The sequence below is a fragment of the Candidatus Methanomethylophilaceae archaeon genome (assembly GCA_017524805.1).
Lineage (GTDB): Archaea > Thermoplasmatota > Thermoplasmata > Methanomassiliicoccales > Methanomethylophilaceae > Methanoprimaticola.
Genome location: JAFXUX010000008.1, coordinates 58,217 through 83,153 on the forward strand (window position 1 = coordinate 58,217; position 24,937 = coordinate 83,153).

At 56.1% G+C, this 24,937-nt stretch carries 26 protein-coding genes and 2 tRNA genes; 18 read left to right on the top strand and 10 right to left on the bottom strand.

From position 1 onward, the window contains the following. Window positions 1–5 precede the first annotated feature (5 nt). Window positions 6–1,757: an arginine--tRNA ligase gene (locus IKP20_02075; GenBank protein MBR4503751.1), complete on the top strand. Its 1,752-nt coding sequence runs from the start codon at window positions 6–8 to the stop codon at window positions 1,755–1,757. Window positions 1,758–1,759: 2 nt separating this feature from the next. Continuing rightward, window positions 1,760–2,257, top strand: coding sequence for a GNAT family N-acetyltransferase (locus IKP20_02080; GenBank protein ID MBR4503752.1), 498 nt, complete (start codon window positions 1,760–1,762; stop codon window positions 2,255–2,257). Window positions 2,258–2,311: 54 nt separating this feature from the next. Here IKP20_02080 and IKP20_02085 read toward each other — a convergent pair whose 3' ends face one another. The 4 genes from IKP20_02085 to IKP20_02100 all read right to left on the bottom strand — a co-directional run bounded on the left by IKP20_02085 (window position 2,312) and on the right by IKP20_02100 (window position 5,578). Then, window positions 2,312–2,932 carry a hypothetical protein gene (locus IKP20_02085; GenBank protein MBR4503753.1) on the bottom strand — a complete coding sequence of 207 codons (621 nt, stop codon included), beginning with the start codon at window positions 2,930–2,932 and terminating at the stop codon, window positions 2,312–2,314. Next, entirely contained in the window at window positions 2,929–4,086 is a 1,158-nt protein-coding gene (locus IKP20_02090) for a formate--phosphoribosylaminoimidazolecarboxamide ligase family protein (protein MBR4503754.1), read from the bottom strand. The genes IKP20_02085 and IKP20_02090 overlap by 4 nt, the downstream gene beginning before the upstream one ends. Next, entirely contained in the window at window positions 4,083–5,315 is a 1,233-nt protein-coding gene (locus IKP20_02095; GenBank protein MBR4503755.1) for an ATP-binding protein, read from the bottom strand. Before IKP20_02095 ends, IKP20_02090 begins: the two co-directional genes overlap by 4 nt. A 190-nt stretch (window positions 5,316–5,505) precedes the next feature. Further along, window positions 5,506–5,578: transfer RNA gene (locus tag IKP20_02100), tRNA-Gln, on the bottom strand. Window positions 5,579–5,646: 68 nt separating this feature from the next. On the opposite strand from IKP20_02100, the gene IKP20_02105 reads away from it, so the two are divergent. Then, the gene (locus tag IKP20_02105; protein MBR4503756.1) at window positions 5,647–5,817 is read left to right on the top strand and encodes a hypothetical protein; all 171 of its coding nucleotides are present in this window, start codon (window positions 5,647–5,649) and stop codon (window positions 5,815–5,817) included. A 763-nt stretch (window positions 5,818–6,580) separates the two neighbouring features. On the opposite strand, the gene IKP20_02110 is transcribed toward IKP20_02105, so the two are convergent. After that, a complete protein-coding gene (locus IKP20_02110) occupies window positions 6,581–7,207 on the bottom strand; it encodes an adenylate kinase (protein MBR4503757.1) in 627 nt (208 codons plus the stop codon). Window positions 7,208–7,338: 131 nt separating this feature from the next. Here IKP20_02110 and IKP20_02115 point away from each other — a divergent pair, with 131 nt between their 5' ends. Further along, on the top strand, window positions 7,339–8,772 hold the full coding sequence (locus IKP20_02115; protein MBR4503758.1) for an FAD-binding protein: 1,434 nt from the start codon (window positions 7,339–7,341) through the stop codon (window positions 8,770–8,772). A gap of 41 nt (window positions 8,773–8,813) precedes the next feature. Here IKP20_02115 and IKP20_02120 read toward each other — a convergent pair whose 3' ends face one another. Further along, entirely contained in the window at window positions 8,814–9,353 is a 540-nt protein-coding gene (locus IKP20_02120; GenBank protein ID MBR4503759.1) for a site-2 protease family protein, read from the bottom strand. 210 nt (window positions 9,354–9,563) lie between these two features. Here IKP20_02120 and IKP20_02125 point away from each other — a divergent pair, with 210 nt between their 5' ends. Then, entirely contained in the window at window positions 9,564–11,489 is a 1,926-nt protein-coding gene (locus IKP20_02125; protein MBR4503760.1) for a phosphoadenosine phosphosulfate reductase family protein, read from the top strand. Between the two features lie 25 nt (window positions 11,490–11,514). After that, a complete protein-coding gene (locus tag IKP20_02130; protein MBR4503761.1) occupies window positions 11,515–12,237 on the top strand; it encodes a hypothetical protein in 723 nt (240 codons plus the stop codon). Between the two features lie 8 nt (window positions 12,238–12,245). Here IKP20_02130 and IKP20_02135 read toward each other — a convergent pair whose 3' ends face one another. From IKP20_02135 to IKP20_02145, 3 genes are read right to left on the bottom strand one after another with little or no spacing between them, the layout of a single operon-like run. Beyond that, window positions 12,246–12,683 carry a hypothetical protein gene (locus IKP20_02135; GenBank protein MBR4503762.1) on the bottom strand — a complete coding sequence of 146 codons (438 nt, stop codon included), beginning with the start codon at window positions 12,681–12,683 and terminating at the stop codon, window positions 12,246–12,248. A 4-nt stretch (window positions 12,684–12,687) separates the two neighbouring features. Next, window positions 12,688–13,161 carry a pyruvoyl-dependent arginine decarboxylase gene (locus IKP20_02140; GenBank protein MBR4503763.1) on the bottom strand — a complete coding sequence of 158 codons (474 nt, stop codon included), beginning with the start codon at window positions 13,159–13,161 and terminating at the stop codon, window positions 12,688–12,690. A 36-nt stretch (window positions 13,162–13,197) separates the two neighbouring features. Beyond that, window positions 13,198–13,929 (bottom strand): proteasome assembly chaperone family protein, encoded by a 732-nt coding sequence (locus tag IKP20_02145; protein MBR4503764.1) that lies wholly within the window; start codon window positions 13,927–13,929, stop codon window positions 13,198–13,200. Between the two features lie 26 nt (window positions 13,930–13,955). Here IKP20_02145 and IKP20_02150 point away from each other — a divergent pair, with 26 nt between their 5' ends. Continuing rightward, the gene (locus tag IKP20_02150; GenBank protein ID MBR4503765.1) at window positions 13,956–15,254 is read left to right on the top strand and encodes an insulinase family protein; all 1,299 of its coding nucleotides are present in this window, start codon (window positions 13,956–13,958) and stop codon (window positions 15,252–15,254) included. On the opposite strand, the gene IKP20_02155 is transcribed toward IKP20_02150, so the two are convergent. Then, window positions 15,220–15,735, bottom strand: coding sequence for a hydrogenase maturation protease (locus IKP20_02155; protein MBR4503766.1), 516 nt, complete (start codon window positions 15,733–15,735; stop codon window positions 15,220–15,222). The two genes, IKP20_02150 and IKP20_02155, sit on opposite strands and share 35 nt — an antisense overlap. Window positions 15,736–15,875: 140 nt before the next feature. Here IKP20_02155 and IKP20_02160 point away from each other — a divergent pair, with 140 nt between their 5' ends. From IKP20_02160 to IKP20_02210, 11 genes are all read left to right on the top strand, one after another. Further along, the gene (locus IKP20_02160; protein ID MBR4503767.1) at window positions 15,876–16,193 is read left to right on the top strand and encodes a TfoX/Sxy family protein; all 318 of its coding nucleotides are present in this window, start codon (window positions 15,876–15,878) and stop codon (window positions 16,191–16,193) included. Window positions 16,194–16,241: 48 nt separating this feature from the next. Beyond that, a complete protein-coding gene (locus IKP20_02165) occupies window positions 16,242–17,042 on the top strand; it encodes a LysR family transcriptional regulator (GenBank protein ID MBR4503768.1) in 801 nt (266 codons plus the stop codon). 81 nt (window positions 17,043–17,123) lie between these two features. Beyond that, window positions 17,124–17,618 (top strand): CoB--CoM heterodisulfide reductase subunit C, encoded by a 495-nt coding sequence (gene hdrC, locus IKP20_02170; GenBank protein ID MBR4503769.1) that lies wholly within the window; start codon window positions 17,124–17,126, stop codon window positions 17,616–17,618. 5 nt (window positions 17,619–17,623) lie between these two features. After that, complete coding sequence (gene hdrB, locus IKP20_02175) at window positions 17,624–18,469, top strand: CoB--CoM heterodisulfide reductase subunit B (protein MBR4503770.1); 846 nt, start codon at window positions 17,624–17,626, stop codon at window positions 18,467–18,469. Between the two features lie 280 nt (window positions 18,470–18,749). Beyond that, window positions 18,750–19,469, top strand: a complete 720-nt coding sequence (locus IKP20_02180; protein ID MBR4503771.1) for a 30S ribosomal protein S3ae — start codon at window positions 18,750–18,752, stop codon at window positions 19,467–19,469. 652 nt (window positions 19,470–20,121) lie between these two features. Continuing rightward, window positions 20,122–20,229 (top strand) — tRNA-Met (locus tag IKP20_02185). 64 nt (window positions 20,230–20,293) lie between these two features. After that, window positions 20,294–21,466: an ArsA family ATPase gene (locus tag IKP20_02190; protein MBR4503772.1), complete on the top strand. Its 1,173-nt coding sequence runs from the start codon at window positions 20,294–20,296 to the stop codon at window positions 21,464–21,466. Between the two features lies 1 nt (window position 21,467). Beyond that, window positions 21,468–21,971, top strand: a complete 504-nt coding sequence (locus IKP20_02195; GenBank protein MBR4503773.1) for a hypothetical protein — start codon at window positions 21,468–21,470, stop codon at window positions 21,969–21,971. After that, the gene (locus IKP20_02200; GenBank protein ID MBR4503774.1) at window positions 21,916–22,566 is read left to right on the top strand and encodes a TIGR00296 family protein; all 651 of its coding nucleotides are present in this window, start codon (window positions 21,916–21,918) and stop codon (window positions 22,564–22,566) included. Before IKP20_02195 ends, IKP20_02200 begins: the two co-directional genes overlap by 56 nt. After that, a complete protein-coding gene (locus IKP20_02205; GenBank protein MBR4503775.1) occupies window positions 22,563–23,849 on the top strand; it encodes a dihydroorotase family protein in 1,287 nt (428 codons plus the stop codon). The genes IKP20_02200 and IKP20_02205 overlap by 4 nt, the downstream gene beginning before the upstream one ends. Continuing rightward, window positions 23,821–24,936 carry a YkgJ family cysteine cluster protein gene (locus IKP20_02210; protein ID MBR4503776.1) on the top strand — a complete coding sequence of 372 codons (1,116 nt, stop codon included), beginning with the start codon at window positions 23,821–23,823 and terminating at the stop codon, window positions 24,934–24,936. Before IKP20_02205 ends, IKP20_02210 begins: the two co-directional genes overlap by 29 nt. Window position 24,937 lies beyond the last annotated feature (1 nt).

Sequence of the window (24,937 nt, forward strand, 5' to 3'; positions counted from 1 at the left end):
CAGCGATGGACGATTTCGAATCGGAAGTGGCGGCGGCCGTATCCGCTGCGTTGAAGGAGATGGGCGCGGAAGACATCAAGTTCGCGGTGGAAGCGTCTTCCATAGAGGGCTCCGACGTCTCCGTGCCGTGCTTCCCCATGGCAAAGCAGATGCGGAAAGCCCCTCAGGCGATATCCGAGGAGCTCTCCTCCAAAATCAACCCGTCGGGTCTCATAAAGTCTGTTTCGGCGGCCGGCGGCTTCCTGAATTTCTGCGTCGATCCCGCCGAACTCGTGAAGGATACACTCGGCGAGATATGTTCCAAAGGCCGCGATTACGGTTCTATGCCCAAGTCTGGCCTCAGAGTCAATGTGGAGCATACCTCAACCAACCCTACAGGGCCAATCCACGTCGGTCGCGCCCGCAATCCCATCATAGGGGATACTCTGGCCAGATGCCTCAAGAAATGCGGGCACGACGTGATGACCGAATACTATGTCAACGACGTGGGAAAGCAGGTGGTCGTCCTGACCTGGGGCGTCAACAACGCTACCAAAGAGGAAGTCGCCGCCGAAGTCGAGGAGCACGCCAGAACGATCGGCCAGAATGAGCGCCCCAGGGACAAGACAGACCACAACCTCGTCGCCAACTATCGCGTCGCCAACAAGAAGATGGAATCGGATCCTGCCGTCAAGGAGCAGATCACTTCGATGCTCAGGGGATTCGAGGCCGGCGACAGCGAAGTCATAAGCACCGTCCGCCACACGGCGGAGATAATGCTGGACGGCCTCAGGGAGACCCTTTCCAACATCAACGTCGCCCTCGACAGATACACCTGGGAATCCGGATACATAGCCGACGGTTCCGCTAGGGATGTCGTCGAGAAGCTCAAAGCCTCCGAATACGCGGGCACCACCGACGACGGCGCCTGCTATGTGGACCTCAAGGATTTCGGGGTCCAGGGGAAGAACACCAAATTCACATTCACCAGATCGGATGGGACCACCCTGTACACCACCAGCGATCTCGCATACCACCTGGACAAATTCACCAGGGCGGACCGTGTCATAGACGTTTTGGGCGAGGACCAGAAGCTGGGCTCTAAGCAGCTCTGCTCCGCGTTGGAGATTCTTGGCAGCGACAGGATGCCCGAGCCTCTGTTCTACGCTTTCGTTTCTCTTCCTGAAGGCAAGATGTCCACCAGGAAAGGGGTCGTCGTCTATCTGGACGATCTCATAGACGAGGCCGTCGAGCGCGCTTATGCCGAGATTTCCAAAAGGCGCTCCGACATGTCCGAGGAGAGGATGAGGGAGATCGCCAGGGTGATCGGCGTCGGAGCCATAAGATACAACATCGTCCGCGTCCAGCCCGAGAAGCAGTTCGTCTTCAAGTGGGAGGACGCCCTCAACTTCGACGGGAATTCGGGCCCCTATATCCAATACGTCCACGCCAGAGCCTGCAGCATGCTCAGGAAGGCAGGCGATTTCGAGCGCGATGTCGATCCTTCAAAGCTTACCGACGAATATGAGCTGAAGCTGGTCAAAGCGCTGTCGAAGTACGGTTCGGTCATCAGGAAAGCAGGCGACGAGATGAAAGTCCATCTTATGCCCGCTTATGGCCATGAGGTAGCGTCGGCTTTCAACCAGTTCTATGCCGCCGTGTCCGTTCTGGATGCCGGCCCCCGCAGGAACGCGAGGCTGACTCTGGTCGAGTGCGCCAAGACGGTCCTCGCCGATGTCCTCGATTGCCTCGGCATGGGGGCTCCAGAGGAGATGTGAGCATGGAGGTCCGTCCCCTCAGAATCAAAGACATCGATGCCGTCCGCGAGCTGGAATTGAAGTGCATACGCGAATACTTCGCAGAGACTCTGGAGAACAAGTGGGAGGATCTTCCCAAAGAGTGGAAGGACGGTCTCGGCGCAAGCAGCAGGAGGCATTTCAAGGCATATCTGGACAGCGGGCTGAGCTTCGTCGCCGAGGAGGACGGGGAGATCGTCGGATTCATCTTCGCGCAGATGCTCCACCACATCTGCGACGAGGACAATCTCCTGTGGATAGAGAACATGGGCGTGCACCCTTATTTCAGGCGCAATCTGATCGGATACAAGCTGCTCAGGGAATGCGTCAAGGCAGGCCGCGATCAGGGAGCGACGGTCGCGCACAGCATGATCCAGGAGAGCAATGCGCCATCCATCCTTCTTCACAAGAAAATCGGGTTCTTCATGGACTGGCGCGAAGTTGCGCTTTTGGATCTGAGAGATCCCAAACTGAAACTCTGATGCGTTCCTTTCCGGAACAAAAAAACTGATGCTGGGGTTTGACCCCCAGCGGTTTCATTCTTTCTTCTTCTTTTCCGAGAGGTATCTCTTCCTCTCGGTGGAAGGCGCAGGCTGCGAAGGCGCTTTCTTTGCCGCTTTCTTGGCGGCCTTTTCCGCTTCGAGCTGCTCAAAGGTCATGTCCATCTTCTTCTTGGGCTTCTCGCGCATCTTAATGAATATGATTATCGCGATGGCGATGACCGCAACGATGATCACGACGTAGGTCGTCCAGTTGGACAGGACATTTTTGGCCACATCCACGGTCGTGGTGTACTCGCTGGGGGTGAAATCCACTCCGTTGGGGCCGACGCATTTCACGGTGAATCTGTGGGTCCCTTCGGTCTTGTAATCGCTGAGATTCACGTTCACTCTCGTGGTAGAAGCTTCGTCAAGCCCTTCGGCGATGGCGACGCCTTTCATCTCTTTGATTACCTTACCGTTCTCGGTCACGGTGACATCGATCGTGCACGCTTCCGCCGTGTTTCTGACGTCGAAGTAAATCGATCCGCCGCTGAACGTATCGAAGCTTCCGGTCCCATTGCCGGTGATGCTGAGGTCGGCATCCGACGCGGGCGCGGAGACCAGAATCAGCGCCAAAACGGCGATGGCGGCGATTGCTGCTTGGATCAGCCTCATGTGATTATCTCCTCTACGCGTTCCTGCTCTATGGCGCGTCTGATCTCCATGGAGAGCCTCCTTCCGGATGACATCTCCTTCCTCCACAGGGTGTTCCCGTAAGGGTGGCCGACGGACATGTGGACGTTGGTTCCGCCCCCGATCCTGGGTGCTACGTCGTAGATGTGGAACTTCAGGTCTTTGTCCACGCAAGTCTGCAGGCAGAAAGGCCCGATGATCCCGGGGTCATAGAATTTCTTCGTCGCCGCGACGTACTTCTCGGCCAGTTCGAACGCTTTGTCCAGGAGGGATTCCCTCAGGGTAGCGGAGTTGTGGCCGCACACAGTGTATTCCGGGATGATGCCGTCGTTCTCCAGCTCGACCTGCTGCTTTCCGGGGAGCCTGCAATAGCCGTCCAGCGAGCTCTCGAATCTCCAATCGATACCCAGAAGCTCTACGTTGGCTCCTTTCTCTTCGAGCGGGGAGTAGAAGAAGTCGAGGTTGAAGACGGGGCCGATGATGTACTGTTCCATCCTCGCGTGCTCCAGGAAATTCTCCTCGATGACGCCTTGCTTGATGAGCTCGGTGGATTTCTCCACGAACTGGTCGTAATCCTTGGCGGTGAAGAATCCTCTCTCAAGCTTTTTCACTTTGTGGTGGACTTTGATTATGGTGAGGCCGTCTATGTCCTCGGGTTTCTCGACCTTTTTGGGGAAAGGCATGCCGGCCTGTTCGAGAAGCCAGTAGTAGTCTCTCTCGTCGCCTCTCTCCTCCGATCTGAGCAGGTTCCTGCTTCCGACCATCGGCATCTTGAAGTCATTCTCGACCGCATCGATGCCGCAGTAGGAGACGAAGGATCTGTTGGGCACGAACAGGACGTTCTTGTCCATCAGGCTTTTCTGGACGTCGGGATTCAGGATGCTGCTGAATTTGTCCAGAATCACGGGTTCGTCGACGACGCCCCTCACTATGTTGCCTTGCGCGTCCCTCTGGGATCTGAAGTATTTCGAGAAGGTCGCATCCCTCCCGCGCTGGCATATCGCAACGGTCCTGAACCCTTCGGATATGGCTCCGTCGCAGGTGTCCAGCGCCGAATGGGATGCTACGACCCCAATCTTGGCATCTTTGAGATTGTATCTCTCAAGGTTGCCGAGAATTTCATCTCTGCTGATCATTTATCATTCCTCTGTTGTGTGATTGCCCATTCGTTATATGATGTTCGCGTTCGGCTCTGGCGGTATTTGGAAGCCAGATCGGCCAGATTCGCCGGCTCAGACTTGGGTATCGCTCCGAAGACCCCTTTGAAATATCTGTTGCGGTTGTTGTGGTTCCTCTGGGTGCGCTCTATCTCGGTGATAGGTATGATCTTCCCGTTTTTCGCCATGAATACGCTGCGGGGGTTGGCGCTCTCCAGCATGATCGTGTCATGCGTGGATGCGATCAGCTGCCCTTCCATGCCGTTCAGGCCGATGCAGAATATGTTGTCGAGTATCACTTCGTGGAATCCGTACTCTATGTCGTCGACGAGCGCCACGCCGCCTCCGGCTCCTTTCAGGAGGGCGGGGAGTATGCGCACAGCTTCGCGGACCCCCAAGCATTCGTCCTCTATCGGCACTTCGATCTCGCCGTTCGCGTCTTTCCTGGTTACCATCATCATGTAAGCAGTGGTTTGGCCGTCATCCTCGGTTTCGTATCTGACTCCAGAAACATCTCCGAATGCTGACGATAGGAAAGCTTCCGCGGCTTCAGCGAAAGCGGATAGGCTATCGGTTTCCGATGAATCGATGACTCCTGCGTCCGGCATCCTGTCGATGACGGTTCCTCCCAGGCTTTCCAGTCCGGGGCGGCAGATAAGAATCCCGTCCAAGTAATCCAGAACATCCATTATCCCCGTTCCGAGCAGCTGATCAAGATATTCCGGGTTCAGGCCAGACATCTCGTTCCTGAGTATCGACAGGAATGTGTGCTTCCCCCAGTACTTGACGATGCCGTGGTCCATTATGCCTTTGGAGGGCCCGTTTTTGTATAGCTGTCTGCTGTAAATTGCGGTCGGATTCCCGTTTTCGGCCGATATCTCAAAAATGTTTCCGGCGTTTTTGTTTATGGTATAATCCAGTTTCTCTCTGATCAGGTTTCCGTCGGGGTCGAATTCCATCAGGTATTCTCCGTCCTCGGAGCCGTTGGTGAACCGGAACTCCAAGGCCATAGGTCCTTCGGAGCCCTTTGCCCTCACAGAGGCCGCCAATTTGGACACGTCCGGGGAATCGCCGTCGATGGTATGGGAAGACATTTTCAGGAAGGCTACGGCATCCATCAGATTCGATTTGCCGCTTCCGTTGGTCCCATATATCAAAGCTAGATTGTTGGCTTTCCCGATGTTGCCCTCTGTCAGGTCAAAGTCCATTTTTCTAAACGATTTGAAATTGGCTAAGGATATTCTTCTGAACATGGAATGAATATACGTAAATCAAAAGTTGATATAATTCTTATGATAACACAGTTAAAATCATGTTCAAAATTGGTATTAAGATTGCTAAAAAAATCAAAATGTTAGTGAAAAACCATCAGAGAAAATACCGGGAAAAGAAGAGAGGTAGCCTCGTGCAGATTCGAACTGCAGTCGCAGGATCCAGAGTCCCGCATGATTGACCACTACACTACGAGGCTGATTGACACCCTGATTGGATTCTGGTTTTAAAATTTTTCGTTGATCGTAGTTCTCATCCAGGGTTCCGATGCGGTATTCCTCGTCCAAGAGGGATTTCACGCTTTTCAGGAGGGAGGCGACCTGCATCCCTTTTTGGGTGAGCATATATGTGGTGGCCGGATGCGGGGCTTCCACGCTGTATTTCTTCAGGAGCCCCAAGTCCGTCAGTTTTTGCGCTCCCTTCTTCACCTTGTCGTAATTGCTGCTGACTCTCAGCAGATCAATCGTGCGTATCTCTTTGAAGTCGAAGACGAGCAGCATAATGCCGGCCAGATCAGGCTCGCAGAACAGCCATTTGTAATCGGTTTTCATCCGTCTTCGCCTCCTTATCCATTTGAGACAGTATTTCGCTGACCTTTTCGTCTACCGACTCCGTCTCGAAGCTGAACTCTCCGGAAACGAACTTTTCATTCACGATCTGGAGGGCAGCTACTTTTTTCCCGCGTTCGGTGAGCGCTATTGTGAAGCATAGCCGAGGTTCGGTCTCCGGTCTGCATTCGACGAGACCCAATGACTCAAGGTTCTACAGCGTTCTCTTTCTCATTGACAGGTTGAGCACTGCTTCTTTGAGTCCGGAAAGATTGGTCGAGCCTTTTCCAAGGAGCGTAATCAGAATACGTATGCCGTTTCTATCCAAATCAGGGTTTTTGGCATCGATTCCCATGGGTTCATAATTATATGGATGATATAATTATCAATTTTTATTCTAATTTATACATTTATACATAATTGGACTTGTATACATTTCAGTACCTAATATATCAATTATTAAAATTTATAGGTAAACATGAGTTCATTCGGCGAGAGGGGGATGAGGGCTTTCAGGCTTGGATTCCGGCGATAAATGAAGGTCCCAACCCGGTTGGATTAGGAAGGGATCACGCACATCGGATGCCAGATGCACCGGTCCGGCACCGAGAGCAAAAGAATGATGGGCGGCCGAAGCCAGCCCGGAAAAAGGTTCACTGAATGGCTTTCTTGACTTTCTCGAAGATCTCGTCGATGGAACCGACGCCTTCCACGGTCACGAGCTTCCCTTTGCCCTCGTAGTAGCCGATGAGGGGCATGGTCTTCTCGCGGTAGGTTTTCAGCCTGTTGAGGACCGTCTCTTCGGTGTCGTCATCCCTCTGGTAAAGGGCGGCGCCGCATTTGTCGCAGACCCCTTCCTTTTTGGGGGCGTTGTAGAGCAGGTGATAGACCGCGTTGCAAGAGGGGCAGGAGCGCCTCATGGTGATCCTTTTCACGAGCTCCCCATCGTCGACGTCGAGGTTCAGGGCGATGTCGACGTCCATCTGCTCTCCGAGGGCATCAGCCTGCTCGATGGTCCTGGGGAATCCGTCGAGTATGACTTTTCCGTTTGCGGCGGCTATTTTCTCTTTCATCAGCCCGATGATCAGGTCGTTGGGCACGAGAGCGCCGGCGTCCATGTACTCTTTCGCCTTTTTCCCGAGTTCGGTCCCGTTCTTTACGGCTTCGCGGAGCATGTCTCCCGTGGAGAGCTTGACGTATCCGAATTCGGAGCAGAGCTTTTCGCCCTGGGTTCCTTTCCCTGATCCCGGGGGCCCAAGAAGAACGATGGTGGATTTCATAGTATGTCTGAATTTGTCCAGGTATATAAAATATGGATTGGAAGTGGACAGTATCGCATGCGCGTATTGGTGGTATCAGGCAGGGAATCCGCTATATACGCAGTCAATAATTGAGCATCAGAGGAAACCCCATGGAACAGGAGATAATTGATCGCATTGAGGGAGTGGTCGGAAAGGATGGCTATTCCGTCGAGCCTGCGGTGCTCTATACGTACGGGTTCGATGCGTCGATATTCCACAAGACCCCGGACATAGTGGTGCAGCCCAGGACCACCGAGCAGGTATCCGAGATAATGAAGATCGCTTCCGAATACAAGATTCCGGTCGTTCCGCGCGGGGCGGGCACCGGGCTCTGCGGAGCGGCCGTCCCCATTAAGGGCGGCATAGTTATGGCGATGCAGAGGATGAACAAAGTCAAAAAGGTCAGCGTCGCGGATCTTTGGGTGGATGTGGAGGCCGGATGCGTCTACAACGACCTCAACGATACGCTCTCAAAATACGGGTTCTTCTTCCCGCCTTCCCCCGGATCGGCCGAAGCCTGCCAGATCGGCGGGATGGTAGCGACTAACGCTTCGGGCATGCGCGCGGTGAAATACGGGGCCACCAGGGATTTCGTCCTGGGCATGACGTTCGTGAAAGCCGACGGAGAGATCGTCCGCTGCGGCACCAGGACCATCAAAGACGCGTCCGGATATCAGCTGGCGCGCCTTCTGTGCGGCTCGGAGGGGACGCTCGGAATCATCACCGAGGTGACCCTGAAGCTCACCACCAAGCCCAAGAAGTCCGCATCCTGTCTCTGCGCTTTCGAGGACGTGGAGAAGGCCGGGGAATGCATTTCGAACATAATCGCCAAGCCTCTGATACCGGCGTCGTGCGAGCTCATGGACAGCGTGAGCATCTCCGCCGTCAACAAGGCCCGCGGCAACCCTCTCCCGGATTGCGGCGCGCTATGCATCGTCGAAGTCGACGGGGAGACGGATGAGATCATCGACAGGGATCTGAAGATCGTAGAGGAGGTGGCCAAATCATCCGGAGCTATAGCAGTCACTCCAACGAAGGACAAGGCGCTCATCGCCAAGTGGACCGACGCCAGGAAATCTGTCATGGTATCTCTGGCCGCACTCAAGCCTGGATGCTCATCCGTATCGCTGGCTGATGATATGGGAGTCCCGATTTCCCAGGTTCCCAAAGCCGTCAAAGCTTTCAAGGAGATATCCGAGAGATACAACGTCACCGTTGCTACCTACGGCCACGCATCGGACGGCAACCTCCACACGAAGATGGTAATCGATCCCACGGACAAAGACGAGTGGGACAGAGGCGTCAAAGCCGTCGACGAGATCTTCGACGTCTGCATCGAGCTTGGCGGGACGGTCACCGGGGAGCACGGGGTCGGAATCGCCAAAGCGCCCAACTTCCAGAAGGAGAGGGCCACCGAGCTCTCCACGATCAGGGCCATAAAACAGGCCATGGATCCGGACAACATTCTGAATCCCGGGAAAGCGGACCAGTGGGCCGGCCCTATCCTCGGGAACCTTAGGTACCCCTGCAAGGAGTACATGTGAAAACGGGAGGGGGTTTCCCCTCCATTTATTGTTTTTATTGTTCAAAGAGTGTAGTAAAGCCCCATCCTGAAGAGCAGGATGAATTCCGCGGCGGCCACGGCCAAAGCGGCTATCCAGATGCCTATGTTCCATCTGAAGATTTTGGATCCGTCAAGCGGCGGGATGGGAATCAGATTGAACAGCGCCAGAGAGGCGTTCAGGCTGGCCAGGAGGAAGAACGGCACGACGATGACGTTGCCGTTGAAGGCGAAGCATCCGATGAGGCCTATGGCGGCGAAGACTATGTTGACGGCAGGCCCGGCTATGCTTATCTTCCCGTTGGTCTTGGGGTCCATCTGATTCGCGGCTATCATCACGGCTCCGGGCGCGGCGAACAGGAATCCCGCGAAGGAAAGGATCACAGAGAACATCAGCCCGGCCGGGAACATGCGGTATTCCGACCAGAGACCGTGCTTCTGGGCGACGAATTTGTGCCCAAGCTCATGCAGCAGAAAGCTGATGACCACGAGAACGACGGAAGTCAGGAAAAGGCCGACATATTTTACGGTCCCTTCGCCGAAGAAGTGTTCGAAAGCGGTCATTATGAAACGGTTGTTCCTGGACACATAAATCAGCGTGAATGACAGCGCAAGGACCAGAACGGAAATCGTGATGTCCCTGAGCTCAACCTTGCTGAAGCGTGGGCTACCGAATCCCGTGTTGACTTGGTATGTCGCTCCGTTAGCCATGGACGGCGATTTCACAGCACATTTATAAAAGGTTCACAAGGATGTCCTGACGAGCGGATTGAAATGGCCCAGAAGAACGCTGCCCACGGGAAGGAGACATGCAGATGGTGCGACAGGTGCGGCACTCTTCTCTTAGGGGATTCCTGTTCGTCATGCGGCTCGGATGGGAGGGAGTTCGAGGTCAACAGCCCCGGAGACATCCGCCCGTGCATGGGGGACAGCGCGGATCTGGTTCTCAGGCTTTTCAGGCAGGAGTTCGGAACCGATGCTCCCCTCAGAGGCAAGGCCATCTTTCTAAACAAAGTGCCCGGCGAGGATCGCGCGGATGAGATCGTCGCCCATGGCGCAGTTCTGGGGCTGCTGAGGTTCGATATCAGGCTGGGCGACATCGTCCTGGAGATAAGGCAAGCCGGGGCGGAGATTTTCGATGGAAGCGCGACCAAGAACGTCGTGGTCTTCGGCGGGATGTCCGGCCATCTCAAGGGGAAATCGGTCCCGGGGGCTAACGTATTCGATGTCAAGGGCGAATTCGGGAAGGGAAGCGCGCTCATACTCAGAAAAGGCGGCAAGATAGGCGCAGGGATCGCTTTGGCGCCGTCCGACGGAATGAAAGAAGCGGACAAAGCGGTCAAGATACGCGATCTGGACGCTCCATCCGGGATGCCTTTGTCTCCCGATGCGGACCTCAGAACTTTCGCCGAATGCAACAAAGGGCACGTCAAGCGCATAGGGCGCCGCGCAGCGCGTGAGATAAGGGAATTCCTGTCCAAATCGGGGCGGGACCTTCCGGTGACGGTCTCGTTCTCCGGTGGCAAGGATTCTTTGGTAGCTTGCGCTTTGGCCATGGAAGCCGCGGGGAAGCCCGAACTGATGTACATAGACACAGGTTTGGAGTTCCCGGAGACGAGGGAATATGTCAGACAATTCGCCGAGAAGAGCGGATGCGCTCTGCATAAGGCATCCGGAGGGAATGGGTTCTGGGAGAACGTGGATTCCTTCGGCCCCCCAGCCAAGGATTTCCGCTGGTGCTGCAAGGTCTGCAAGCTCGGGCCGGTATCCGAGATGATAGAGCGGGATTTCCCGGGCGGAGCGATAACCGTCGAAGGGAACCGTTGGCTGGAATCGTACGCCCGTTCGGGAATAGGTTTCGTGTCGAAGAATCCTTTCGTACCGAATCAGGTCAATCTGAATCCTATAAGGTCCTGGCGTTTGGCTGATGTTTGGGCATACATATTGGTGCATGGCCTCCAATACAACCCGCTTTACGACAGGGATTTCGAGCGCATTGGCTGCTATCTCTGCCCTTCCTGCCTTTCCAGCGAGTGGAAGAACACCGGAAGGATCCATCCCGAGCTTTATGCCAGATGGGAGGGTTATCTGAGGGATTACGCGGAAAAGCGCGGGCTTCCCCAGGAATACGTCAGCATGGGATTCTGGAGGTGGAAGGTTCTTCCGCCCAAGATGGTCCAGCTTTCGGAAGGGATGGGCCTATGCATGCGCCCGACAGCATCGACCGGTCCAGCCATGGATCTTCTCAAGGGGGCTTCTCCATGCGTCGCGGGAGGGTATTCGATCGAGGCAGTGATCCGCGTCCAGAGAAACAGGGATTTCTCATATGTGGAGGACGCACTGAGGACCGCGGGGGACGTGAAGTATTCCCCTGAATACGAGATAGCTCTGCTCAGGACGCCGATCGGAAGGGCGAAGCTGTTCGGCGGGGGCCAGATATCTGTCACCGCTCCGGACGCGAAGAATGCCAGGAAAGTGTTCGAGACGGCGGCCAAAGCGCTGATCCGCGCGGAGATGTGCACCGAGTGCGGGATATGCGCCAAGAAATGCCCCAGACATGCGATATCCATATCCGGCGGCATGAGGGTCGATCCCGGGAGATGCGATTCCTGCGGCGCTTGCGCCAAATCCTGCATGGTCGTCCATTATTACGACAAACTTATGGAAGGGGCTTCGGGGAAGCCGCGAAGCAAGGAATAAAATACTGTCTCGCCGTCAAGCGGGCATGGATTTGACCTTGGGCCTCGCGATGATTCTGGGGATAGGCCCCGCTCTCGCTCTGATGTATCTGATAGTGAGGGAATACACCTTCCCGAGGGTTGAGCAGCCGTTCTTCAGCGACCCAACGTTCTTCAGCCTGTTCATCGTCGGTCTGGTCGAAGGTTCCGTCCTATTCGTTCTTCTGAGGATGTTCGGATTCGCGTCCAACATCATCTATATGCTTCTGTTCGCGGCCGTGGAGATTCTGGCTATGTTCGTGGTCATGAATCTGCGTCGTTTCCGCGGGAAATCGGATTCGGTTTTCTACGGGTTCGGCCTCGGCCTCGGGATGTCCAGCGGTCTGGCCACGGGAATATGCTTCACCCTCGCCAGCGTTGTCGACCATCTGGACGCGTCGGCCATAACAATGGTCGTGATCTCCGTCTCTCTCGCGCTCATGCTGGGCGCCTGCGGGACCAACGTCGGGGAGGGCATCGCCAGGAATTATCCCACCCAGTTCATTCTCCAGGCGCTTCTGATACTCGCGGCCTTCAACATCGCCCTCACCGTGGTCCTCCAGGGAGGAGAGATAGGCGGGCAGATCACATATTACGCATGCCAGGTCCTGCTCCTTCTGATTTCGGGGTTCTACTTCTACAGGATGATGCGCGTGAAGCTCCCCGGAGTGGTGAAGGACGTGCTTAAGATGGAAGGGAAGAAAAGGGATGACATCCCCAGGATGAAATGAGTTTCCGGTCAGGCTTTGTAGACGCCGTGCCTCACTTCGAATATGATGCAGCGGTCCAGCATCGCTGATACCATCTTTTCGGCGCGGTCGCCGGCTATCTCCCTGACGTCTTCCATGGTGAACGTACCCTTGATTTCGGTGAGGCCTTCCGCCAGAATCAGCATTTTGCCGTTCAGATCGGAGCAATGCTCGTACCTGTATACCATGGTCGAGTAAGGGTCCGCTTCGGCTATCTTTTCCCTCTTCTTGAGCGCGTCCGGCGGAACGAATCCCGTAGCCTGCGCCAAAGCCTCTCTGACCGCTTCCTGGCTTTCTGATCTGTAGAAGATCGAGATCATGTCAGTGCGGGATTCAGTGCCGCAGTACGGGCACACCGACGCTTTCTTGGAGAGGTCTATGATGCGGGGGCGCTTGCAGCTTCCGCATTGCGCGAGTCCGTATGCCATCCCATCACCTGTATTCGGTGAAGACGAGGGCGGCCAGGCAGCACCCGTAATTGTCCATGGGTATCGCCAATTCCTCGGTGAGATATTGGATCTCCTCGAATTCGACGCCGCGGATGCGGGCCATCTCGTCCATCTTCCATCTCAGAATCTCTTTGAGGGATTCCGCGGAGCCGTGTATGTGGCCTTCCGCGACGTAGCCGCCTCTGCCGTCCTTCCTGAAGGCGTACGCTATCCCTGCCGCTATGGTTTCGCCCTCGCTTCCGCGCATCTGGGCGAGGACGCAGTGTGTGATGGCGCCCATCGGCATCTCGCACACCTTGACGCGCTCAGCTCCCACCGGAATCACCGAGGAAACGGAGACCAGGTTCTGCTCGCCTATGCCCGCTTTTATGAGGGCCTTGTCGAAGGCGTTGAGGTCGGAAACCTCGCTGAAAGCGGAGCTGCTCGTGATGAAGAATTTGGACGGTACGAGTTCCATATGCTTGCATCTCCCTCGGATAATTATCTGTGTCGGTCATCCGTAGATCATCTTGTTGGAATCGGGCTCCTGCGGGATCCTTATGCTGAGATGCTTGTCAATCTCCTCGGCTTCTTTGAACAGCATATCCGGATCGACTTTCAGCCCGGGTATTATCCTGGAGATGGGGCCGATTATTCCAGCGGCCGCGCCGGGGTCGGGTATGTTCTGGTTCGCCGGAACTATCAGGGACATGACGTTGAACCCATAGAGCGGCCCCTCGTACATCATCACGCCGCTGGTCCCTCTGATCATCCCGCTTTCCATGGATGGGACCTTGGATTTTCTCACCATTTCCATGGAGCCGGGACCGGACCCGCAGGCTATTATGGAATCCTCCGGGCTCATGCGCGGCACGCCTTCGATGCAGATCACCTCTTTGGTCCCGAGGGAGCGCAGATATTCTCCGAGGGATTGGACGACATCGAAGCATTGCTCCGGTTTCGGGGCGTATTCGGAGAGGCAGATAACGACGTCTTTCTCCTTCTTTCCCCTCCTGACTTTGCCCTTGTGCCCGTACATACGGATGGGCGGGTAGGCGTTGCCGCCGGACAGGAAGCAATATGGCGGCAGTTCCGGGCCGGATAGGCCTGCGATGACCGGCATTTTCAATTGTGAAACGTAATAATTGGCGGCGATGGAGCTGACCAGCCCGCTGCTGGGGAACCCTATTATCGCCGACGGCTCGTCCAGGTCCAGCGCGGAATATCTGACGGTCCTTATGTCCATGCCCCGTCATAGTGCCAAAAGTAATAATGGGTTTCGCGGTTCGGGTCCGCATGAGCGGGCATACCATAGGTATCTCGAAGACTTCGGGCGGAATTCCGGTGGTCACGGAATACATTCCGGGGAGCCAAAGCGCCGGATATATGATCGGCGTCGCCACCGGATCGCGCGACGAATGCGGCAGGATATTCGGGCTGTCCCATCTTCTGGAGCATACCGTGTTCAGGGAGACCGAATCCAGGGATTCCTACCAGATGGCGAAGGAGATCGAGGGCGCCGGCGGGGAGCTGAACGCCTTCACGGCCAAGGAGATGACCGCTTTCTACGGTATCACCATCAAAGAGACCGCGGACGTCGCCATGGACATAGTCGGGGACATAGTGGCCAACCCGAAGATAAACGAGAAGGATACCGAGCTGGAGAAGAAGATCGTGCTCCAGGAGCTCAGCATGATAAAGAACGAGCCTGAGAGCTACATCCACGATCTCTTCGAGTCGCAGCTCTGGAGGGGCCATCCCCTATCCCAGGACGAGGGCGGCCTGGAATCCATAGTAGAAGGCCTGACCCACGAGGATCTGAGGGAATATTACGAGGAGAAGTACAGGATCCCGAACCTCGCGGTGTATGCGGTGGGGGCAGTGGATCCCGGGGAGACGGCGGAATGGGCCGAGAGAACCTTGGATGGGATGTCCGGCGGCGCCAGGAACCGCAGGGAAGCCCCGGCCACATCGGAATCAGGATACAGATTCGTGGAGAACGATGCCGACCACTACCAGATAGCCATGGGATTCCAGGCTTACGGCGCTTCCCACAAAGACAGGATGGCGGTCTCGCTGCTGGCCGCTGTGCTCGGGTCCGGGACCAGCTCCAGGCTGTTCCAAGGCGTCAGGGAGAAGAAGGCATTGGTCTACTCGGTTTATTCCAACGTCTCCCAATACAGCGATTCGTCCTGTCTGGCGACTTACATGTCATGCACCGGCCCCAACGTGGCCGAGGCTTTGGGAACAGCCGCGTCGGAGATCGGAAGGCTCGTGAAAGAAGGCTTGGAGGAGGGCGAGCTGGAGCGCACCAAGAGGCTTCTGAAGGGCGCAAACGTCCGCGCCATGGAATCGACCGACAGCAGGCTCTACAGGCTGGGCGTGAACCATATGCTCAACGGCACCGCGGAGACCTTGGAGAGCCGTCTCGCCAGGATAGACGCGGTGACCGGCGACGATGTGATGCGCGCGGCAGAGGATATTCTCCTCCAGGAGAGGCTGAACGTCGTGATCCTTGGGAAGAAAAGCAGGAAGATCAGGGATTTCGATCTGAATTCCCTTTCTTTCTGAACTGCTCTATCAGATGGAGGACGGCGTTCGCGCCGCTCTCCACGGCCTCTTCCACCGGCGGCGTCATAGTCTCAGACATGGTGCGGATGTCCGCCACCTCTATCGCCACGAATCTGACCTCCTCAGGCATTATCTCCGGGTCCATCTGGCGTCCGATCTTCATCGCAGTGGGGAGATTGACATCGTGGCATGACGATCCGGCGATAACATCGTCGAAATCTGATTCGCTGTAAAGCATCACCGTACCCGGCTCGTATTGCATGGTCTGTATCGCGTCGACGATGACCGCGAATCTGTAGCCGTGTATCGCCGGCAATATGTCCAGGCCTCCGACGGCCTCCTGGGCGCAATCGACGTCCGGAAGGTTCATGCTCTCTATTCTTTCCGATATCCTCAGTCCGACCGCATCATCGCACATTATGGGGCTCCCCAGCCCGACGACTACGACGCTGGAACCGCGCCTGCAGAATTCTTTGTCCATCGGGTGGGCGTATCGCAACCATGCTTTATCGTTTGGCCGTCGGTCCGCATTCTTTCCTATGCTTCCGATAAGGCACATCCTCAGGAGACAAGAAGAACAGTTATCTGGGCGTTGGCCAGTCCGAGTGTCAGAGCGATGCGATGCCGTCCGATGTCAGTTCTCTGCAAGCGATAGAAGCCCTGCTTCCCGGTGTAACGTCCCGCAAGATGATGGGTGAGTATCTGCTTTACATGGATGGCAAACTCTTCGGAGGGATATACGACGACAGGCTTCTTCTGAAGATCACCAAGGCATCCGCGGGGATGCTCAGGGATTTCCCGTCCGATTTTCCGTATGAGGGCGGATCGGAGATGATCCGTTTCACTGGGCCTTATGATGCGGGCCTCCTCAGAAAGGTCGTGGCGGCCATGTGCGAGGAGCTTCCAGCTCGTAAGCGAGGCCTTTCCGTCTTCGTTTGATCGCCGGTCTTCCGAACAGATTAAACGCGCGCATCCATTCCGTCCATCATGGACATAAAGGCTCAGGTTTCGCTGGAGATAAACGGCACTTTGGTGACCTTCCGCCAATTGGAGGCGCTTCTGGCGGTCCAGGACTACGGCAGCCAAGCATCCGCAGCCAGAAAACTTGGGATTTCCGCGCCTGTCCTTAACAAATATATTTCATCTATATCCGCGGCGGCGGGGGCAGACGTTCTGAAGACGACGCCTTCCGGCTCGGTGCTGACCGCCGAAGGCGCTGAGATAGCGGCCATCGCCCGTTCGATGGGGCGCAGATGCGAGACCGGACGCCCGTTCACGGTATGCTGCAGTCCTGTGACCGAGGAGATGGTCCTGTCGGCCATGTCTTCGGCAAACATCCCCAGATCCAGGGTCGTGATATCGGACGACGAGAACAGCATCATGATGATGAGGGAGAGGAGGGCCGATTTCGCGGTCATCGACGATCCCCTCTATCTGTTCGACGCCGATGATTTCGAGATGCAGGAGATAGCCTATATGGGTATGGTATTCGTGGACAACGGCCCATCCTTCATGAAATACGCCTACGGGGCCCAGAGGGTGGCCTATATGTTCCTCGATTCCACGGGAAGGAGGTATACGGTGGATTCCGTCACGCAATCCCTGCAGGAACTGGTGAACTCCGGGAAGAGCTTTTTCGTCGATGAGGCCGCTCTGGCCAGGAAAAACATCCGCTATAAAAGCGCCATAGACCCCAAGATGCTCAGGCATGCGGTCACCGCCATATACAAGAAAGAAACCCGCAACATATCCCGTCTGATGAAGGCGCTCGCCTCCATGCCGTTCTGAGCATTACCCTTAAGGATAACACATCCGAGTTATCGACTGTCTGTATTATATACGGAATATTCAATCCAACTTTCGGATACTATGGTTACGCCCAACCCCGATTTTGCAAGGCAGATCGCCGAGGCCGGCGGAGAAGAAGTCAAAATGTGCTTCCAGTGCGGTACTTGCACCGCTGGATGCCCCTCCGGCAGGCAGACCTCCTATAGAGTCAGAAAGCTCATGAGGATGGCACAGCTCGGGCTGAAAGACGAGATCGTCAACAGCGAGGAACTCTGGGAGTGCAGCACTTGCTACACCTGCGTCGAGAGATGCCCCCGTCAGGTCCCCATCGTCGACATCGTCATCGCCCTCAGGAACATCGCCGTTTCGGAAGGCCACATGTTCGACGCCCACAAGAAGACCGCCCAGAACCTCTCCAAATTCGGGCACACTGTCTCGGTCTCCGACAAAGTTTCCGCTCTCAGGAAAGAGATGGGCCTCCCCGAGGTTCCCCCGACTGTCCTGGCCAACCCCGCAGCCAAAGCCGACCTTGACAAGATCCTCAAGGCAACCGGATTCTGCAAGATCGTGGAGTGATTTCAATGGCAAAATACGCGTTTTTCCTCGGATGCATCGCACCCCTCAGATACCCCGGAATCGAGAAATCCACCAGGGAAGTTTGCAAAGCGCTGGACATCGAGCTCGTCGACCTCAAAGATGCGAGCTGCTGCCCCGCTCCCGGAGTCATCAGGGCTTTCAACAAGAAGACCTGGCTCGCCGCCGCGGCCAGGAACCTCGCTCTCGCCGAGAAAGAGGGCCTCCCCATCGTCACCATCTGCAACGGATGCTACGGATCCCTCTTCGACGCCGCCCACGAGCTCAAAGAGAACCCCGAACTCCTCAAAGAGGTCAACACGATCCTCGCCCAGGTCGGCATGGAGTACAAGGGAACCGCCGTCGTCCGCCACTTCGCCGAGGTTCTGTACAACGAGGTCGGAGTCGACAAGATCAAAGCCAAGATCACCAACCCCCTCAGCTACAAGGTTGCGGCCTTCTACGGGTGCCACTTCCTCAAGCCCAGCGCGATCAAGAACGTCGACGACCCTGAGAACCCCCACATCCTGGACGACCTCATCGAGGCCACCGGAGCCAAGAGCATGCCCAGGCAGAACAAGATGCTCTGCTGCGGAGCCGGAGGAGGTCTCAAAGCCGCTTTCGGAGATGTCGCCAAGAAGTTCACCCAGACCAACCTGGAGAACATGAAGGCGTCCGGAGCCCAGTACATCATCGATGTCTGCCCGTTCTGCCACCTGCAGTTCGACGGCGTTCAGAAGGACCTCGGATACGCCATACCCGTGCTCCACCTGTCCCAGCTTATGGGCCTCGCCATGGGCATGAACGCGAAAGACCTCGCGCTTTCCGCTCACGTCACCCCTGTGACGCTCTGAAACTTTTGAGAGGGGTCTGACCCCTCTTCATCTCATTTTCTTGTTTTTCAGCATCTTTTTCTTCCTGCTTCGTCCGTCCGGCTTCGGCTCGGGGCTTTCAATTTTTACAGCTAATATTATATATAAGCGGTACTATTTTTTCAAGGATAATTTTATCCTGATAGTGATAATAAAAAAAATCTGGCCAATGTTGTTTTTCAATAAACCAATGTTGGCGCCATATGAACAATGTTTTAATAGGGCTAGTGAATCGCATCGAACAGTAAAAGGAGCTGCAAAAATGGCACCAGCAAAGAAACCCAAGGCTTCGGCAGGCCGCAAAGTGAAGGACAAGTGGAAAGCAAAGGAGTGGTACAAGATCCACGCGCCTCGCATGTTCAACGAGGCTGAAGTCGGAGAGACCCCTTCCGCGGATCCCGATTACGTCATCGGCCGTACCGTCGAAGTCACCGTCCAGGACCTTACCGGAGACTTCTCCAAGATGCACATCAAGCTGAAGTTCAGGGTCGCTTCTGTCGACGGACACGACGCCAAGACCGTCTTCATCGGCCATGACCTGACCAGCGACTACGTCAGGAGGCTGACCCGCAGGAGAAAGACCAAGACCGACCACGTCGTGGACATCACCACCAAGGACGGCTTCATCTACAGGATCAAGACCATGTCCATCGCCGAGAGGAGGATCCAGTCCTCTCAGGAAGAGGGCATGAGAGCCGTCATCGGCGAAACCCTGAAGAAGATCGGAGCCGAGAGGACCCTTTCCGAGATCGTGAAGGACATCGTTTCCGGAGACCTCGCCAAGGAGCTCGCCAGAGCATGCCGCGTCGTCATCCCCATCAAGAGGATCGAAATCCGCAAGTCCGAGGTCCTCAAAGAGGGAGAGGGAGAGCCCGAATCCATCATGCCCGCTGCAGAGCCCGTGGCTGAGGACGCTCCCGCCGAGCCCGCCGCCGAAGAGGCCCCCGCTGAGGAGCCCAAAGCGGAAGAGGCTTCCGAGTGAGTTTTAAGGGCCTTCGGGCCCAATTTTCCTTTTTTCAGTTTACCGATATATCCGGGGTTCTGGATAGTTTCGGCTCAGATTTCACCTCATGGGTGAGCGGCATTCAGACGCCACTGTGTTCTGCTGCGGAATGGTGTCTGCGTATTCCTCGCACAATCACGATATATTAGGGCCCAGCTGGGCGGCCGCCAGGGAGGGAGTCCGGCACATAGGGCCCCCTTTGCGCCGGTCCCGACCTGAGTAATCGAAAAGGAGGTGAGAGTCCTGGACGATAAAAAAAGACCAGGGGCGTCCTGCAAAATTGACCCTGCCCCTCGAAGTGATCCGGCTCATCGCCGAGTTGCTGAGATTGCCCCTCATATGAAGGCGACAAACCTCTTACGGCCGTTTTGGGGCCGGCAGAAGTTATGCATCTATCTTGGTCTTAAGATTCAATCCCATCGCATCGTCTCGATAATACATGGCATTATAATGGTCAACGTCTCGAATTCTGTATTTCAGGCAATAGAATTGTTACTCTGAGTGCTCTTTTTCATGCGCTAAAAAGCTCTTCCGGCCAATGGGTTTTGGATTGCACCCATTCCTGGCGATTAGCCGTCCAGAAGCCACACGTAGAAACCGATATAAACCAGAACCCAATGCTCCGTTCAAGGCCGGGGTGGCTCAGCCTGGTGGAGCGTCGGACTCATAGGGTTCTGGTCAATAGACCTCTTCCAGGGAAATCCGAAGGTCATGGGTTCGAACCCCATTCCCGGCACCATATTTTTCTATCTCGGAAGAACCTTTGTGGGATTCTTATTAAGCTGTTATTGGATTCCCTATGCATGCGTCTGATCATCTATACCGGGAAGGGGGGCGTCGGGAAGACGTCCACGTCGGCGGCCACGGCATATAGGCTATCCAAGCTGGGCTACCGCACAATACTGATGAGCTCTGATTCGGCGCATTCGCTCGGGGATTCGTTGGGCATGAAGCTCGGCAACGAGATAACCCATGTGGCCGACAATTTCGACGCATTCGAGATCGACGTCATCTATGAGATGCGCAACCACTGGAGCGAAATCCAGGATTATGTCTCCGCATTCATGCTTTCTCAGGGGATGGGCGAGATCTCAGCGGAAGAGATGGCGATATTCCCGGGGATGGAGATGATTTCGGCTCTTCTTTATCTCAACACGTTCAGGAAAGAGAATTCCTATGATGCCGTCGTGCTGGATACTGCTCCCACCGGCGAGACGCTGAGGCTGCTGAGCTTCCCGGACGTATCCAATTGGTATATGGATCGCATGTTCTCGGTGGTGAAGAAGCTCCTGGGATTCGCCAGATTCACCGTCGGGAAGTTCATGGAAATGCCTCTGCCGTCGAAAGAGGTCATGAATTCTCTCGAAGTCATCAAGAAGAACATGACCGAGGTCAAAGATGTCCTTGAGGATCCGAAGAGCACTACGGTCAGGCTTGTTCTCAATCCAGAGAGGATGGTCATAAAGGAGACGATGAGGGCATACACTTACCTGTGCCTGTACAACAAGAATGTCGAGGGCATAGTCGTAAACAAGGTCATCCCCAAGGAAGCCGGGACGGATGGTTTCCTGGCGGAGAAGCTCTTGGAACAGGAAGCTTACATGCAGGAGATACACGACACGTTCGATCCGCTGGAGATGAAGCAGTGCGAGATGATGCGCACGGAGCTCCGCGGACTCGACAAGCTGGACAGGATGGCCGACATGATCTTCGGGGATGAGGACCCTGCCAAAGTCTATTCCGCCAGCAGTCCGATGAGCTTCGAAACTATCGATGGCGAGCACTATCTGAAGATGAAGATGCCGTTCGTGGATGGCGGGGACGTGGAGCTTTTCCGCTTGGACCAGGCCACCGTCATGGTCCATGTGGGAAGCCAGAAGCGCAACATACAGCTCCCAGACACGTTGGTGCACGCGGAGATAGAAGGCGCCGAATTCAAAGACGGAACTCTTAAGATCAAATTCAGGAGGAACTGAAATGCAGCACACAGACGAGGAGATATACAGATTTGTGGAGGAGAACAGGGACCTCATCGAGGCGATGATCGATCGCGCCGAGGGGAGAGATCCCTTCGGCATGGGAAGCTACCGCGATTACCGGGGAAGGGAAGACGATCGCAGCCATCCCGGAAGGTTCACCGAATACGCCCGCCGCAGAGCCGCGGAGGATGTATATTGGGCCAGGGAGAGAGCGGCCTATGACAGGATGAGGTGCGAAGATTCGCTGCGCTCGTCCATAGATGCTTTCAACGACCCGGAGGTCCAGAAGTACTTCATGACGATGGGGATGAACCTGATCATGGGATTGTCCGCCCTCATGCAGAAGATGCCGGGGCCAGAGATCATGAAGAACGCGGCCTCAGGCATGGAAGACAGCTGGAGGGAGGTTTCTCGCGCCGCCCCCAAGCAGAGAAAGACCGAAGGCGATGACGGGGAGACCCCAGGCAAAGTTCCGATCAAGTTCGACACCGACGGAGAGTGATTCCGCGGATACCGCGTCCGGAGCCATAGCCGTCGGATACGCCAGAGCCTGCGTCATGGCGGCGGTCTCAGGGGGCCCGGAGCCAAAGCCCCCAGAAGGCGGATGCTTCGCCGAGAACAGGGGAGTCTTCGTCACCCTGAGCGAATATCCTTCCGGATATCTCAGGGGATGCATCGGGTTCCCATACCCATACATGCCGCTTTCTAAGGCCATAGCGGAGGCTGCGCAGGCGGCCTGCCACGATCCCCGTTTCCCGGCTCTGTCCGCGGAAGAGGCGAAATCGGTCACCGTGGAGGTCACAGTTCTGACCGTGCCCGAGGCCATCGAAGCGGATTCGCCTGATGGCATCATGGCCGCGGTGCGCATAGGCGTGGACGGTCTCATGCTGGATCTGATGGGATATCGCGGGCTGTTTCTGCCACAGGTGCCTACGGAGCAGGGATGGGACGTCCGCCAGTATCTGGATCATCTGTCGTACAAAGCTGGGCTGCCAGCCGGATCGTGGAAGGATCCGGACGCGAGGATAAGCAGGTTCCAAGGGGAGATATTCTCGGAGAAGACTCCGTTCGGACCGGCGGAGAGAAGGGACCCATGACATTCGATCTCGTCGTCCGTGGGAAGGCCTATGTCGATGGCAAGCTGTCGTATCAGGAGATCGGCATAGAAGATGGCGTCATAACCGCCGTATCCAAGAGCCTTGGAAGGTGCGACAGCGCAATCGATATCGGCTCCAACGGGATGATTCTGCCTGGGTTCACCGACCCTCACGTTCATTTCCGCGATCCCGGGATGACTTACAAGGAAGATTTCTCGACCGGCACTCTGGCTGCCGTCCACGCCGGCGTGACCTGCGTGCTGGACATGCCCAACACCAAGCCTCCCGTCGTCGACGTCCAATCGCTGAGAGAGAAGAAATCCGCCGTCCGCGGAAAGGCGCATGTCGATTACGGGCTTTTCGCGGCAGTGACCGCAGGCTGCAACGCCGCCCCCATCGCGCCGATGGTCCCCGGATTCAAGCTTTTCATGGGATCCACCACCGGGAACATACTGCTGAATGACGATGAGGAGCTCGTCCCGGCGGTGAGGAGCGTCCTGGCCACCGGAAAGCGCATGAGCGTTCACGCCGAAGACGATTCGATGATATCCAAAGGCGAAGAGTTCTGCGCAAGGGACCATCTCCGCAACCGTCCGGCATCCGCGGAGCACAGCGCCATCAGAAGGCTGGCATCCAGATTCGCCGGATCAAAGATCAATATATGCCATCTGACCACTTCGGAAGGTTTGGACATCGCGAAAAACGCCGGCTTCTCGACGGAAACGACTTTGCACCATCTCCTTTTCGACGCGGACCGGAACCCAACCTCCGAGTACAAGACCAACCCCCCGATACGCGATTCAAAAACGAGGGAAGCCCTGTACAGAAGGTTCCTGTCCGGAGATATAGACATGTTCGGATCGGACCACGCGCCGCATTCCGTGGAGGACAAGGCCCAGGAGTTCTCCGCCGCGCCGGGAGGGATCCCCGGGGTGGAGACAACCATCCCGATGGCCATGGAGATGGTCAGGAAGCAGGAGATCTCCCTTCAAACGGCGGTCCGCATGGGTGCGGAGAGGCCGGCGGAGCTGTTCTCCATCGGCAAGGGAAAAATCGCGAAGGGATACGACGCGGATTTTTGCGTCTTCGATTTCCATCGGCAGTCAGTCATAGACGTCAGAAGGCTGCACAGCAAGTGCGGGCATTCGCCTTACGGCGGCTTCCCGGCGGTCTTCCCCGAAACAGTCATAATCAGGGGCGAAATACAGGTGGACAGCGGCGAATTCTGCGGCGAACGCATGGGGAAAGATATCTGTGGCCGATTACGAAGTCGATTATTCTGAGGTTGCCGGGAGGAAGATCGGATGCCCGGACGGGTGCGGCATGTGCTGCCTCTGCCAGCCGGAGGTGCTTCCCGAGGAGCGGGAATTCTTCAGGAAGAACCATCCGCGCGCTCTCGTCAGGGTGGGCTCCCCAGAGCCGCATCAGGCTTTGGCGCTGAAGAAAGGGTGCGGTTCCTGCGTCTTCCTCAATGACAGGCGCTGCTCGGTCTATGACCATCGGACGGCCTATTGCAGGCAGTTCCCGTTCCATCTGTACGCCAGCGACCGCGTTAAGGTTGAGCTGGACCTTTCGTGCAGAGGGGTCTGGGACAGCCAGGATGCCGACGCATTGGCCGAGGCGAAGGATCTGGTCGCCCGCGCCGAGCCGAGGATAATCCCCGCGCTGGAGGAATCCCAGGCGGTGTACAAGGAATTCTATGCAAATTGCCGCGAGGCCGGCGTGATGTCCGACCCTTCGAGGCTACGCATGTCTGTGTCCGAGAACATATCGATGTTCACCGATCTGGCTTATCTCAGCAGGATAATGGATATGTCCGAGATCGAGCCGGTGATGTCGCTGGCAGGGCTGTCCCCGGAGACCCGTCTGGATATGCCTTCGCTGGAAGAGGCAGGCAGGGATCTCGCCATGGATTCCATGTCGTCGTCGGATCCGCTCAGCGTACCCGTATATTGCGATGCCGAGTGGAATTGGAACATGTTCATGACCTCAGGCGGGAAGCTCAGGTGGAAGGTCATGGACGACGGGGGCGATCTCTTCGAGAGAGGTTCCGCCAAGCCCGAAGACATCCAGCTCAAAGTCCCGGACGAATCCGGCAGGAAAGTCCTAGCGGATTACGTCAGCACGCTGAACGGCAGGGACAGCTTCATGGGGAGCGTATTCTCGATGATGGACGCCAGCGGGTACGAGGACGACATGGCCAACGCATACTACGGGTCCCTCTCTGTATCCGTCATGGATCTGCTGTGGCGCATGTCAATGCTCGACCATTTCATGGGCATAGGATGCGGCGCGGAAGGCGTGAAAGAAGCCATAATCTTCTACGACATGGATCGCCTCGACGCTCCGGCCATAGGGGCTTTCATCTGAT